Genomic DNA, 12,651 nt, shown 5'->3' on the forward strand with positions numbered 1-12,651 from the left:
GTCAAGGTAAACGATGATATCGCACCTCTTCCTGAAAATAAACTGCTTTTATTCTATCCCAAAACCCTCCAAACCTGATCCCCAAGAGAAGACAGCCGGCCAGGGAAGCTCATTACCACCAACCATATCACATTATCCCTTTCTATTCTGGCAACTTAATCTATAATTTCCATAGTCGATAATCAAAAAATCTTTGCGAGAGAGGGCTTTACATTGCATCATTTCTCTGTTCTGGCCATGGCCAAGGAACCTGTTCCCGGCAGGGTAAAAACCCGCCTTACACCTCCCTTCACCCCTCACGTCGGCGCAAATCTCTACGAGGCGATGCTATCGGACACCATGGATGTTTTAATCTCCCTCAAGGGGGCAAAAAAATACCTCTTTATCGAACCGGAAAACTCCCGGTACTTTGATAGATTCCACGGCTCGGGGATAACAATCTTTCCTCAGTCCGGCCGTGACCTCGGAGAAAAAATGCTGCGGGCGGTAAAACTCGTCATGGCGCAAACCGGACTTCCCACGGTAATCGTGGGGACAGACATCCCTCTCCTGAAGGCTTCGACAATTATCAATTCCGTATCCATGCTCTCGAGGGCGGATGTGGTCCTTGGCCCCTGTGAAGACGGCGGCTACTACCTCATCGGCTTGAATAAATTTACCCCCCTCCCGTTTCTCGGGATTCCCTGGTCAACGGACAGGGTGCTCAGGAAAACAGTTTCAAACCTGAAAGCGGAAAAACTATCCTACGCCCTGACGGAAAAGCTCTTCGACATAGACACCGCCGGCGACATCGGAAAGCACATCAACTTTATCGGTAAAAACCGGGGGGATGACATATCCCGGACAAGATTCTCCCGGGCGGCGATGAAGCTCCACACCCATCTGGGCCGGCTCATCGAGCCCGAAACATAGCTCTCGTCTCGATGCCATTTTTCGGCGAATGGCACTCTCTTAAAAACTTCCGCACTTCAATCCGGCCCTCTAATCATATGACTTGACAAGCTCTGTCACCAGCCTCACACCGGCACCGGTTGCACCGGGCATATACCCCATATTTTCTTTGTCCCTCCAGGCCACCCCCGCTATGTCCAGGTGCACCCAGGGAGCGTCACCGACGAAATGGCTGAGAAAGTAACCGGCGGTTATCGCTCCCGCTTCGGGACCTCCCAGGTTCTTGATGTCGGCAACTTCACTCTTGATTTGCTCGCCATACTCCTCAAAAAGAGGAAGTTCCCATGACCTCTCCCCGCTTTGTTTCGATGCCTCCGCAAATTTGTCGAGCAGGCCCCGGTCATTTCCCATCATACCCATGGAGATACCTCCGAGAGCAACCACACAGGCCCCGGTCAGGGTAGCAATGTCGATGATGGCTTTCGCACCGAACTTTGTCCTGGCAAAGTGAATTGCATCGGCAAGGATCAGTCTTCCCTCTGCGTCGGTGGTTAGAACCTCGACGGTTTTTCCCGACATCATCTTGATAACATCGCCCGGCCTGTAGGCGGTTCCCGACGGCATGTTTTCCGCAACGGGCACCACAACGAGAACATTCTTTTTCACTCCCAGAGAAGAGATAGCCTTGAGTACCCCCAGTGCCGCAGCGGCTCCCGCCATATCGTATTTCATCTTGTCCATACCTTCCCATTTTTTCAGGGAAATCCCCCCGGTATCGAAGGTCACCCCCTTCCCGATGACTGCCAGTGGCTTATCTTTTACCCTGCCCCCCCGGTAGTTCGCCACGATAAGGCGGGGTGGAGACGGCGAGCCCATCCCGACCGCATACAGACCCCTCATCCCCATCTTCTTTATCTCCCTCTCATTGTAAACTCTTACCCTGACCTTCCCCACTGAGAGCTTCGCCGCTTCCTTCGCAAGGTCATCGGGCCGGAGGTAAACGGGGGGGGTATTGACGAGGTCCCGGGCATAATTGACTCCCGCGGCTGTTCCTCTGGCCTCGAAAACGCCCCTGTTTATTTCTTTCGCGGATCCACCCTTCTCATCGACAATGGTCAGCCGATCCAGACGATGTGCCTTCTCTTCCCTGAACCTGTCGTAAGAATAGTTGGAAAGGAGATACCCGAGGGTCAGGAACCTGGATAGATCCCTCACATCAAAGCCGCCCTCACCGTCACCGGGCAGCACCGTGGCAAGGTGTTTTTTCTTGAGACTCTTGGCGATCTTCACCGGGTACAGCGAAAGGTGTCTGGCCCTGTCCAGAGAGAATTTCTCCTTTGAACCGAGTCCGACCACAACGACGCGGTCCGATGCAAGTCTGCCCTCCGACAAAAAGACCATGGTTTCGCCGAATTTGCCTTTCAGTTCACCCCTTTTGACGGCCCGGGCGATAGCGCCCCCGATTATTTCATCGACTATCTTCGTGACACCAAGCAGCCTCTTCGTTCCTTCAAAGAGGCCGACTGCAAGGATATCTGCAGCAACCCCCCGGATATGATCCGAGATAACCGTGATCTTCATATCGCCTATCTCCTTCGCTAAAATTTTTTTTTCGAATCCAGCATTACCGTGTACGGGCCGTCATTTATTATTTCCACCTGCATGTGTTCCCGGAATGCCCCCGAGACGACACTGTGCCCCTTTCTTTCAAGGGCCGCCAGTACCATCGAGAAGAGTTTCCGGGCGATCTCCGGCTCCTCCGCGTCTGAGTAGGAGGGCCTGTTCCCCTTTCTCGCATCCCCTGCAAGGGTAAATTGGGGAACGAGGCAGATCTCGCCGCCCACATCGAAAACGGAGAGTTCGCTCTCCTTTTTTCCATCTTCCGACGGGAAAATTCTAAGGCTGAAAATCTTGCGGGAGATGTATTCGACATCAGCCTCGCCATCGCCCCTCTGCACGGCGAGAAATACCAGGATCCCCCTGGAGATTGCAGCGACTTCCCTGCCGCCAGCGGTTATCTTCGCCCGCAGGACTCTCTGGATGACTGCCCGCAACCAGGCCTCCGTCACAGATCACACAGGCATCTTATTGATCAAAGCCGTTTATACGAAAAAAAGAGCAAACATCGCTTGATATCTGAAAGAACCGGCATGGCTTCCCGCTTTTTTAAACAATCGATTATTTTGCCTGATGGTGTTGTTTTACGATGCCGGCAAGGAAAATATCTATGAGCTCCCCCGTTATACCCACTACCGCGGCCTCATCGAGGGCTTCTTGCTTCCTCAAAGATGCGACGACCGGTTCCGTGAGGAAGATAAAGAGTATGAGGCCGAACAGCGTTGCCGCCGTCAATTCGATGTCAACTTCTCTGAACCGCCCGGTGTCGATGCCCCGCTCGAGGATGTCACGAACGGTGTCGAGGCTCTTTCTGAAGTAGAGGCTGACAAAGTCGCTCAAATGCCCGTCATCTGCAAACATCTCCCTGTGCATTATTTTTACGATATCCCTGTTGAGGTAGTGGGCCCTTGCATATTCAATGCAGAACTCCCTCAACTGCTCAGAAGGGTCTCTTTTTCCCTTGAATGCCCGAAGGAGCATCCTGTAGGTTTCATTCGAGCAGAGATCTATGATGCTCCTGTAGAGCCCCTGCTTGTCGTCGAAGTAATAGTAGATCATGGCACTGTTGACGTCTGCCCTGGCGGCTATTTCCCTGATTGAAGTTGCCGCAAATCCTTTCTCGGCAAAGAGTTCCTCTGCAGCAACGAGTATTTTCTGCCTGACCTCTTCTGGAGATCTGTTTCTTTTCTTTCGTGTCGTCATAATTAATCAAGCGATTGAAAAACTGAGTTCACCTTATATTATGTCCTTTTCCTCTGTCAAGACGAAAAACTCCAAAACAGCGCATACATCCGTCAGTTGCGGAAAGACCGGGAAAGGCGCTTCCAAATAAATTGTCTGGCCAGCTGTCTGAGACCCCCATCCAACTTTTGCTTTTTCGAGACTTCTTTTTACCCTATAATCAAACCATTAAAACCGGACCAAGTGCTTCCAACCAATGTGCAAAACAGCGGTGGGCATAGTTTGCGGCTTTTTTCTCGCAGCTTGCATCTCTGGGTGCCAGACAGGGAAAGTGAGAGAGAAAACAGAGGATACCGTGACTCTTCGGGCTGCGGAAAGCCTCATTGAGGAGGAAGATTACCGGGATGCAATAGAGGTGCTAAAGAATATGATAAACGACCACCCGTCCTCCCCCCTGCTCGAGAAAGCATATTTCGATATCGGGAAGGCGTATCACCTGGACGAACAGAACGTCGAGGCAGAGGTAGCCCTCGATGATTTCATGCGCCTTTACCCCGACAGCGAGCTGATCCCGGAGGCTCTTTTCTTGAAGGGAAAAAACACGGAAAGGGACAAGGAAAAACCGGGAAGAGACCAGAGCTTTACCGAAAGCGCAATCGGCACATACTCCCAGATTGTCACCAAGTATCCCGAAAGCGCATCAGCAAAGGAGGCCCGGGAGAGGATAAGCGCTCTGAAGGACACCCTCGCGAAACATGAATTGCTGGTTGCGCGGTTTTATTTCAAGACGAAAAAGTTTTTGAGCGCCGAAAAGAGACTCAAAATGGCTTTTGAAAAATATGCCGATACCGGCACAGCCCCTGAAATAGTGAGTTTGCTCGCTGAGACATACCTGGCTGAGGAAAAGAGAGATGAAGCGCTGAAGCTCCTTGAATTCATGGAGAGGAACTATCCGGAGAGCGATGAGACAGACAATATCAGAGAGGAAATCAAAGGAGCAGGACGATGAATAAACACGCCCTTGTCACGCTGGGGAAAAAAACCTTCGAGGAAAAAGATTACGAAGCCGCAGAGAGGATTCTCATAAACGCTATCGACAAGGGAGCAAAATACCCCGACGTGTACTACACCCTCGGACTCACCTGCCACTCCCTGGGTGAAATAAACAGGGCGATACACTATTTCAGGGAGGCGCTCAAGCTAAACGCGGAATATGTCGAGGCCCTTCTTGGCCTCTCGATAACGCTAAACGACACGGGAAAATACCGGGAAGCAAAAGAGGCCTTCAACAAAGCGATCGACGCCGTATCGGGAAAAAAGACGGTAATATCCGATACGATCGTAAAACCGCGCATGGCGAACCTTCACCGGGAACTCGGCAGGGTTTCCATGTCCATAAACCGATACGAAGATGCCGTGTTCTATTTCAAAAAAGCCCTCGAGATCGCTCCCGAGTACATCGATGTAAAGCTGGAGTATGCAGGTGCCCTCAGGGAAAAGGGAGACTTTGCCGAAGCCAAAGAGGTGCTCGAAGAAATACTCAAAGAGAAGCCCGCCTTTGTTCCTGCGCTGCTTGGCATCGGCATAATCAATTACGTCGAGGGGGACGTTGCAGAAGCGAGAGCGTTCTGGGAAAAATCACTGACCATCGAGCCTACAAACAGGCTCGCCCACCTCTACCTCAAGTCGATACCGAAGGGAAGGGATTAGTTCCAGCCCCGGCATCAGATCCGTTCCAGGTATTCCCGGGCCTTTTCAACGGCGATCTGTAACAAACGGTTGTCGGAGGAGCCGGTCTGCGCAAGGTCGGCCCTCCCGCCTCCCTTTCCTCCAACGGAGCGGGAAATCTCGTCAACAATTTTTCTCGCGTCGACCCGTGGAGAAACCTCCTTCGCCACTCCCACGAGAACGGTACTTTTCCCTTCCATTTGCGTTCCAAGGACGATCACCCCTCTTTTTACCTTCCCCTTCAGCTCGTCCATGACTTCCCTTAATATTTTTACATCCACTTCCTCAAAAAACCGATACGCGAACTGTACCCCTGCAAGCTCCTCCACCGTTAACTCACCGCCGGCGAGACCTCCTTTGATGGCCTTTTTCCTGATATCCTCTTTCTCCTTCTCGAGCCTTTTCATATCGGAGAGAAGCTTTTCCACCCTTCCGTCGACTTCCCCCGGCGCAACGGCCAGAAGGTGAGCGGTGTTATCGAGGATCCTGCGGATACCGTTGAGATAGGTGACGGCCTCAACACCCGTCAAAGCCTCCATTCTTCGAACACCCGAGGCCAGGGCCCTCTCTTCAATGAGCACGAACACACCCAGTTCTCCCGTGTTCGCCGCATGAGTCCCACCGCAGAGCTCGGCGCTCACCGCGTCCACCTTTACCATCCTGACGATATCGCCGTACTTCTCCCCGAAGATAGCCACCGCGCCCTTCGTCAGCGCTACGTCGTACGGCAACAGCTCCCAGGATACATCTCTGCCCTGAAAAATGACCCTGTTCACGTACTCCTCGACGTGGTTTCTCTGGACCGGCGAGACCTGATCGAAATGGGTGTAGTCAAACCTCAGTTTATCGGGACCGACATAGGACCCCGCCTGTCTCACATGGTCGCCGAGAACGTTTCTCAAAGCCGCCTGGAGAATATGTGTCGCCGTGTGGTTTGCCCGGATCCTGCGCCGGCGGTCTTCATCCACCGTCAGGGTGGCCCTGTCCCCGACAGATACGATACCGGAGGTCACCGTTCCCCTGTGTCCAATGATATTCTCGGCAGCGTAGAACGTTTCCTCGATTTCAACCTCCCCCTCCGCTGCCGATATTCTGCCCCTGTCACCTATCTGCCCGCCGGCCTCGGCGTAGAACGGAGTCCTGTTGGTGACTATTTCGACCTCATCCCCCTCACCCGCCTGCTCCACCGACTCCTGCCCGCGCACGATTCCTGCGATCTCACCGGTATCGGAGGTAAAATTATACCCGGTAAATTCCGTAACAAATCCCTTTTCCAGAATTTCCACATACGCCGAAATATCCGATGCGTACTCCCCACCCTTCCACGCCTGCCTTGCCCTTTCTCTCTGCTTCTCCATCTCAGTGTCGAACTCTTCCGTATCGACCGTGAGACCCCTTTCCCGGCAGATATCCTGGGTCAGGTCAAGGGGGAAGCCGTAGGTATCGTAAAGCTTGAAGGCAACACTGCCCTTGAAGACCTTCTCGCCCCGCATCACGCTTTTTCTCGCCTCTTCCTCGAATATCTTCAGTCCTCCATCGAGGGTCGCAAGAAACCGCGCCTCCTCATTGACAACCACTTTCCCGATGAACTCTCTGTTTGCCGAAAGCTCAGGGTACTGCTCCTTCATCTCCTCGATCACCTGCTCGGCGACACCATGTAAAAAAGGCTTTACAAAACCCAGCTTTTTACCGTGGCGCAGAGCCCTGCGCATAATCCTCCGCAGGACGTATCCCCTCCCCTCGTTTGCAGGCAAGACCCCATCGGCTATCAGAAATGCCGTTGCCCTTCCGTGATCGGCAATGACTCTCATTGCAGCATCTAAAGCTTTGTCTGATCCGTATTCGATCCCCGCCATCCCGGCTATTTTCCCAATGAGGCCGGTGAAGAAATCTGTGTCATAATTGCTCTTCACCCCCTGCATGGCCACTGTTACCCGCTCGAGTCCCATCCCGGTGTCGATGCTCGGCTTCGGCAGCGGCTGCAGGTTGCCCCCCTCGTCCCTGTTAAACTGCATGAAGACAAGGTTCCATATCTCGAGATACCTGTCACAGTCACAACCAACGGTGCAGGAGGGTCTCCCACATCCCACATCTTCTCCCTGATCATAAATAATTTCGGAACAGGGTCCGCAGGGACCCGTCTCTCCCATGGCCCAGAAGTTGTCCTCTTCACCGAACCTGAAAATTCTCTCTTCCGGTAAGCCCATATCCCTGTTCCACATATCGTAGGCCTCATCATCATCCCTGAAAACAGAAACGTAAAGACGATCGGGTTCCAGGCCGAGGTCCCTCACGAGAAAGTCCCAGCCGTAAAAAATGGCCTCTTTCTTGAAATAATCGCCAAAGGAAAAGTTTCCGAGCATTTCGAAAAATGTGTGATGCCTCGCCGTGTAGCCCACATTTTCCAGGTCGTTATGCTTCCCGGAAACCCTCAGGCATTTCTGAGAGGTAACAGCCCTCTTCGTCCCCACATTCTCAAGACCGAGAAACGCACCCTTGAACTGCACCATGCCGGCGTTGGTGAAGAGCAGGGATGGGTCCTTCCCGGGAACGAGAGAAGAACTGGGAAGTATCCTGTGCCCATGTTTCTCAAAATACTTCAAAAACCTTTCTCTAACTTCCTTCCCCGTCATTTTCAGCCCTCGTCTTTCTCTCGTATTCAGAAATTATATCCGCACATTCGCCAGGGTCAAACCCTCTGGCCGCGAGAAATCCAAACACCCTCCTTCTGTTGTCAAGAATATCCCTCTTTCCCCGTTCCTGCTTCCTCGTCAACAGCTCCACGCCTCTTTCTACCGACCTGTCCCTGGTTAGAGCCTTTGACAACTCCCCGTTAATTATATCCTCCGGGATTTTCCTCCTCGCGAGATATTCCCGGATCTTCCTCCTGCCGTATCCCGAAGATTTGAATTTAAAGCCGATGAGGGTTCTGGCAAGCTCCCTGTCATTAAGGTATCCGAATTCCTTGAGCCTGCGAATCGCTTCCTCGACGAGGACCCCGTCAAACCCTTTTTGCAGGAGCTTCCGCCGCACCTCTGAAACGGAATACTGTCTGATGGAGACGATCCTGAGCGATTCTTTCAAGCAGTCTCTTGGGTCCATCGTCAAGAACTGTCGTCATCACCATCAACCCTATCAAACTCGTCCCAGGTGAGGTCGGAACTGCTCGTCACACCTTTTACCCGAAGGGCAAAATCTTCAGGATTGGTAGCCTGGCGCATAGCCTCATCAAGGGTTACCAAATCTTTTCTGTAGAGGTTCATGAGGGACTGGTCGAAGGTCTGCATTCCATACGTGGTAAACCCTTCGGCAATGGCATCCCGTATCTTTTTCGTCTTTTCCTTGTCTTCGATATACTCCCTTATGCGAGCCGTATTGAGGAGGATTTCCACAGCAGGTACCCTCCCTTCACCGTCAGTGCGCATCACCAGGCGCTGGGATATGATTGATTTGAGTATCGAAGAAAGCTGCAGCCTGATCTGCTTCTGCTGGTAGGGCGGGAAGACCGTTATGATACGGTTGATAGTCTCCGCCGCATCCAGCGTGTGCAGCGTGCTGAGGACGAGATGGCCCGTCTCAGCCGCAACCAGCGCAGTCTCGATCGTTTCGTAATCTCTCATTTCACCGACGAGTATCACATCCGGGTCCTGCCTGAGAGCGCTCTTCAGGGCTGCGGCGAAGTTGGGGGTGTCAACCTCTACTTCTCTCTGGGTGATTATGCTCTTTTTGTCCTTCAGGAGAAACTCGATGGGGTCTTCTATCGTAATTATGTGGCAGGTCCGGTGATTGTTTATGTACTCGATAATCGATGCGAGAGTGGTCGATTTTCCGCTCCCCGTGGTTCCCGTGCAGAGAATGAGCCCCCTTGATTCTGAAGCGACCTTTTCGAGGATTTCCGGAAGATTCAACTCCTCGAAGGAAAGGACCCCCCCGGGAACAACTCGCAGCGCAACGCCGAGAGTACCTCTCTGCATGAATATGTTCGCCCGAAAACGGCCGAGTCCAGAAACGCTGTACGCCACGTCGAGTTCTCTCATCTCCCTGAATCTTTCCTTCTGAGCATCGCTCAGCACCATGTTCGTGATACCCATGAGATCTTCCTGCTTCAGCCGGTAATCCATTTTCAGGGGGACGAGCCTACCATTGACACGAAGGACAGGAGGCAGGCCCACCTTCAGGTGGACATCTGAAGCCTTGTTTTTTACGGCAACTTTCAATATTTCATTTAGGTTCAGGGACATGTTCACACTCCCTTTTCTTCATTATTTTGTCTTACCTCGGCAACACTCAGGCCCGTTTTTTCCCGCACCTCTCTCTCTATGCTCTCCTTCAGGTCCGGATGCTGTTTCAAAAACCCCCTCGCGTTTTCCTTTCCCTGCCCTATTTTTTCACTCTGGAAAGAATACCAGGACCCGCTCTTCTCCACTATTTCGAGGTTGGTTGCAAGATCTATCAGATCGCCTTCCCTGGATATTCCCTCTCCGTAGAGGATATCGAACTCTACGTCTCTGAATGGGGGTGCAAGCTTGTTTTTCACGATCTTCGCCCTCGTCCTGTTCCCGATCACCTCGTTTCCAACCTTGATTTGCGCTATTCGCCTGATATCGATCCTCAGAGACGAGTAAAACTTGAGGGCCATCCCGCCCGTGGTGGTCTCGGGATTTCCGAACATCACGCCTATTTTCATCCTCGTCTGATTGATAAATATGACCGCCGTGTGCGACTTGCTGATGGTAGCCGTTAGCTTCCTCAACGCCTGGGACATGAGCCTGGCCTGGAGACCCATGTGTGCGTCACCCATCTCGCCTTCGAGTTCAGCTCTGGGAACGAGCGCGGCAACCGAGTCTATGACGACCAGGTCGACCGCCCCGCTGCGGACGAGTGTCTCCACGATGTCGAGAGCCTGTTCGCCTGAATCCGGCTGGGAAATAATCAGGTCATCGGTATTCACCCCGAGCTTGCCTGCATAGTGAACATCCAGGGCATGTTCCGCATCGATGAATGCCGCAACACCCGACATTTTCTGCGATTCAGCGAGTATGTGGAGGGCAAGCGTGGTCTTACCGGACATCTCGGGACCGAAAATCTCGGTAATCCTCCCACGGGGGATCCCGCCGATTCCCAGGGCTATATCGAGAGAAATGGAACCGGTGGGTATTGCCGGGACCTCCTGAACACTTCCCTGCTCCCCCAGGCGCATGATGGAGCCCTTACCGTACTGTCTCTCTATGGAAGAGAGGGCAATATCGAGTGCTTTTTTTCTATTAGGATCCATGGCTACCTCCGCCATATTATTTTTATCGGTAAATTAAGAGAAGTTAATAACTATCCTCTCATAATTCTATCGTCTCGATTATATCGTATATCGGCCCACTCTTTAAAATGGTACTTTTGTAGAGGCAGAAATTCTTTGCCACGAATTCGCCAAAAGAGCTTTTTTCCGGGGCAAACTGTATATCCCTGGCAAATTTTCTCACCCTCCCGATGGTGCAGTGGGGATGAAACCTCCTGCCTTCTGCAGCAAACCCTAACTTCCGCATTTCCCTCTGGATATCATCATGCAAATTTTTTACCATTTCGCTTCCTTTTTCCACCCCTATCCAGTAAACCCGGGGATATTTCAACGAGGGAAAAGCCCCGACCGAGGAGAGGGAAATGAGAAACGGCTCTTTCCCGGCAGCCGATTCCAAAAGCCCCTCGATTATTGAAGAAACGATATCTCCCTCCACCTCTCCGAAAAATTTCAGGGTTATGTGAAAATTATTTTTTCCCACCCACTTAACCCCTTTCATGTTAACAGGCGCGTCGGCAATAAAGGCAGCTATATCTTCCCGGATATCACCGGGTATCGGTATTCCGGTGAACAACCTCACAGATTGCCTCCGCTTCTTATTGCCTTCATCAGATTGAAAATCGCAAAAGAGGACACCTTGCGTTTTATCTCCTGTCTCGTGCCGGCAAACTGTATGCGCTTCCTCTCCCGGCCAAAAGGAGTCACGATACCGAACCAGACCGTCCCGACCGGTTTTTCCTCCGTCCCGCCCTCGGGCCCGGCAACCCCCGTAATCGAAAGTGCATAATCCGAACCGGTAATTCCCGCTATCCCGCCTGCCATCTCCTCTGCAACGACGGCGCTGACCGCGCCGAAATCCCTGATAGCCCCCTCCGATACGCCCAACTGAGAAACCTTCATTTGGTTACTGTAGGCAACGACGGACCCGATAAAATAGTTTGAACTGCCGGGGACATTCGTAATTCTGTCCGCAACCTGACCTCCCGAGCACGATTCGGCAACCGACACCGTCACACCCCTTCCGACGGCAATTTCCTTGAGGTATTCCTCCATGATGCTTTCCCCCGTACCCGCAAAATGAGAGGCGGCAAACGGGGGTATCATAAATTCAGAATCTTTTTCGGAAATATCCTTGATTTCGAACAGATACTCGAAATAATTTCCTCTTACATCAGCTACATACATATTCCTTGCCCGGTAGTATCCCCTGATTTTCTCTAAAAGATCTGCCGTTGCGATAAAGAATTTCACCTTCAGCGTTCCCAACATCTACCTCCAGAAAGGAATGAGAATCTTCACGATAAGAAAATAGTGGATAATTGCGGCATACATGCCTGCGATCAGGTCATCGAGAATGATAAACTGCACCCCCTCCTCTCTGTTTGCCCAGGAAGCGGGCCATGGTTTAAGAATATCAAATAACCTAAAGAGGATAAACAGGCTCACCCCTGTCAAAAGATCCCTCTCGAAAATGCCTCCTGCAACCATGAAGCCAAGGATCTCATCGACGACAACGTATGAGGGGTCTTTGAACCCCGTTTCTACAACCACCGATTTTATCCCCGGGATGGAGAAAAAAAGAATAATGGCAAAAAGTCCCCAGTAAAGGAGGAAATCGGTCACGAAATACCATATGGCAAAACCGACACAGGAACCGAAAGTACCCGGGATGAGGGGAATATTTCCTGTATAGAACCCCCGGGCGACCAATTCGGAGCATGTGAGAAACAGACCTTTTTCCTTGTCCATAAAAAAGCTCCCCGGGGATACGGAAAGAACCCGAAAGTACCCTATTATAGCGGTAATATCCCCTGCAAAACAGGGCGAAGTCAATTATAAATTATTGACTTTCAAAGAATTATAAAAATAGAATATTTCTGATATGCTCAAACCCGGTTTCAATCGAGGCAATTTTGAAAAACAATCTCGGCGATCCTCGG

At 51.8% G+C, this 12,651-nt stretch carries 13 protein-coding genes; 3 read left to right on the forward strand and 10 right to left on the reverse strand.

The genetic code is table 11. The annotated features are described in order from the left end of the window. Positions 1-213: 213 nt before the first annotated feature. Positions 214-912 carry a DUF2064 domain-containing protein gene (locus tag GTN70_07285; protein NIO16787.1) on the forward strand — a complete coding sequence of 233 codons (699 nt, stop codon included), beginning with the start codon at positions 214-216 and terminating at the stop codon, positions 910-912. Positions 913-981: 69 nt separating this feature from the next. Here the strand turns inward: GTN70_07285 and GTN70_07290 are convergent, their stop codons facing one another. From GTN70_07290 to GTN70_07300, 3 genes are all read right to left on the reverse strand, one after another. Continuing rightward, positions 982-2,472 (reverse strand): leucyl aminopeptidase, encoded by a 1,491-nt coding sequence (locus GTN70_07290; GenBank protein ID NIO16788.1) that lies wholly within the window; start codon positions 2,470-2,472, stop codon positions 982-984. Positions 2,473-2,489: 17 nt separating this feature from the next. After that, entirely contained in the window at positions 2,490-2,945 is a 456-nt protein-coding gene (locus tag GTN70_07295; GenBank protein ID NIO16789.1) for a D-tyrosyl-tRNA(Tyr) deacylase, read from the reverse strand. A 124-nt stretch (positions 2,946-3,069) separates the two neighbouring features. Then, a complete protein-coding gene (locus GTN70_07300) occupies positions 3,070-3,711 on the reverse strand; it encodes a CerR family C-terminal domain-containing protein (protein NIO16790.1) in 642 nt (213 codons plus the stop codon). 235 nt (positions 3,712-3,946) lie between these two features. Between GTN70_07300 and GTN70_07305 the strand changes: the two genes are divergently transcribed. Both GTN70_07305 and GTN70_07310 read left to right on the forward strand, forming a co-directional pair. Then, complete coding sequence (locus GTN70_07305; GenBank protein ID NIO16791.1) at positions 3,947-4,699, forward strand: tetratricopeptide repeat protein; 753 nt, start codon at positions 3,947-3,949, stop codon at positions 4,697-4,699. Then, positions 4,696-5,400: a tetratricopeptide repeat protein gene (locus tag GTN70_07310; GenBank protein ID NIO16792.1), complete on the forward strand. Its 705-nt coding sequence runs from the start codon at positions 4,696-4,698 to the stop codon at positions 5,398-5,400. The genes GTN70_07305 and GTN70_07310 overlap by 4 nt, the downstream gene beginning before the upstream one ends. A 14-nt stretch (positions 5,401-5,414) precedes the next feature. On the opposite strand, the gene alaS is transcribed toward GTN70_07310, so the two are convergent. Genes alaS through GTN70_07345 form a run of 7 tightly spaced genes read right to left on the reverse strand, consistent with a single transcriptional unit; the run spans position 5,415 to position 12,460 of the window. Further along, positions 5,415-8,051, reverse strand: a complete 2,637-nt coding sequence (gene alaS / locus GTN70_07315; protein ID NIO16793.1) for an alanine--tRNA ligase — start codon at positions 8,049-8,051, stop codon at positions 5,415-5,417. After that, positions 8,032-8,502, reverse strand: a complete 471-nt coding sequence (locus GTN70_07320) for a hypothetical protein (GenBank protein ID NIO16794.1) — start codon at positions 8,500-8,502, stop codon at positions 8,032-8,034. The genes alaS and GTN70_07320 overlap by 20 nt, the downstream gene beginning before the upstream one ends. A 20-nt stretch (positions 8,503-8,522) precedes the next feature. Further along, the gene (locus GTN70_07325) at positions 8,523-9,653 is read right to left on the reverse strand and encodes a PilT/PilU family type 4a pilus ATPase (protein ID NIO16795.1); all 1,131 of its coding nucleotides are present in this window, start codon (positions 9,651-9,653) and stop codon (positions 8,523-8,525) included. A gap of 8 nt (positions 9,654-9,661) precedes the next feature. Then, positions 9,662-10,693 carry a recombinase RecA gene (recA, locus tag GTN70_07330; GenBank protein NIO16796.1) on the reverse strand — a complete coding sequence of 344 codons (1,032 nt, stop codon included), beginning with the start codon at positions 10,691-10,693 and terminating at the stop codon, positions 9,662-9,664. 58 nt (positions 10,694-10,751) lie between these two features. Beyond that, positions 10,752-11,291 (reverse strand): RNA 2',3'-cyclic phosphodiesterase, encoded by a 540-nt coding sequence (gene thpR, locus GTN70_07335; GenBank protein NIO16797.1) that lies wholly within the window; start codon positions 11,289-11,291, stop codon positions 10,752-10,754. Then, positions 11,288-11,980, reverse strand: coding sequence for a nicotinamide-nucleotide amidohydrolase family protein (locus tag GTN70_07340; GenBank protein ID NIO16798.1), 693 nt, complete (start codon positions 11,978-11,980; stop codon positions 11,288-11,290). Before GTN70_07340 ends, thpR begins: the two co-directional genes overlap by 4 nt. Then, positions 11,981-12,460, reverse strand: a complete 480-nt coding sequence (locus GTN70_07345; GenBank protein NIO16799.1) for a phosphatidylglycerophosphatase A — start codon at positions 12,458-12,460, stop codon at positions 11,981-11,983. Positions 12,461-12,651 lie beyond the last annotated feature (191 nt).

The sequence above is a fragment of the Deltaproteobacteria bacterium genome (assembly GCA_011773515.1).
Classification (GTDB): domain Bacteria; phylum Desulfobacterota; class Deferrimicrobia; order J040; family J040; genus WVXK01.

Excerpts from the sequence above, each read along its gene's own strand:
- GTN70_07290 (NIO16788.1), bottom strand. The coding sequence starts at position 2,472 with ATGAAGATCACGGTTATCTCGGATCATATCCGGGGGGTTGCTGCAGAT.
- GTN70_07300 (NIO16790.1), bottom strand. The coding sequence starts at position 3,711 with ATGACGACACGAAAGAAAAGAAACAGATCTCCAGAAGAGGTCAGGCAG.
- alaS (NIO16793.1), bottom strand. The coding sequence starts at position 8,051 with ATGACGGGGAAGGAAGTTAGAGAAAGGTTTTTGAAGTATTTTGAGAAA.
- GTN70_07345 (NIO16799.1), bottom strand. The coding sequence starts at position 12,460 with ATGGACAAGGAAAAAGGTCTGTTTCTCACATGCTCCGAATTGGTCGCC.
- GTN70_07305 (NIO16791.1), top strand. The coding sequence starts at position 3,947 with ATGTGCAAAACAGCGGTGGGCATAGTTTGCGGCTTTTTTCTCGCAGCT.
- GTN70_07340 (NIO16798.1), bottom strand. The coding sequence starts at position 11,980 with ATGTTGGGAACGCTGAAGGTGAAATTCTTTATCGCAACGGCAGATCTT.
- recA (NIO16796.1), bottom strand. The coding sequence starts at position 10,693 with ATGGATCCTAATAGAAAAAAAGCACTCGATATTGCCCTCTCTTCCATA.
- GTN70_07310 (NIO16792.1), top strand. The coding sequence starts at position 4,696 with ATGAATAAACACGCCCTTGTCACGCTGGGGAAAAAAACCTTCGAGGAA.